1 protein-coding gene is annotated in these 484 nt (G+C 62.2%); it reads left to right on the forward strand.

Translation table 11 applies throughout. From position 1 onward, the window contains the following. On the forward strand, positions 1-484 hold a 484-nt coding region (locus tag GFH49_RS01465; RefSeq protein WP_268867459.1), incomplete at both ends, for an alpha-amylase family glycosyl hydrolase.

The raw sequence follows: 484 nt of genomic DNA on the forward strand, positions 1-484 counted from the left end.
CGACAAGCAGTTCCAGGACGCCCGGATCATCTTCGTCGACACCGAGGCCTCCAACTGGACCTTTGACCCCGTCCGCAAGCAGTACTACTGGCACCGTTTCTTCTCCCACCAGCCAGACCTCAACTACGAGAACCCGGCCGTCCAGGAGGAGATGATCTCCGCACTGCGGTTCTGGCTGGACCTCGGTATCGACGGCTTCCGGCTGGACGCGGTGCCGTATCTGTACCAGCAGGAGGGCACCAACTGCGAGAACCTTCCGGCGACCCATGAATTCCTCAAACGGGTACGGAAGGAGATCGACGCCCACTATCCGGACACGGTGCTGCTGGCGGAGGCGAACCAGTGGCCGGAGGACGTCGTCGACTACTTCGGCGACTACGCGTCGGGCGGCGATGAATGCCATATGGCGTTCCATTTCCCGGTGATGCCCCGGATCTTCATGGCGGTACGCCGGGAATCCCGCTACCCCGTCTCCGAAATCCTC

The sequence above is a fragment of the Streptomyces blattellae genome (assembly GCF_009709555.1).
GTDB lineage: Bacteria > Actinomycetota > Actinomycetes > Streptomycetales > Streptomycetaceae > Streptomyces > Streptomyces blattellae.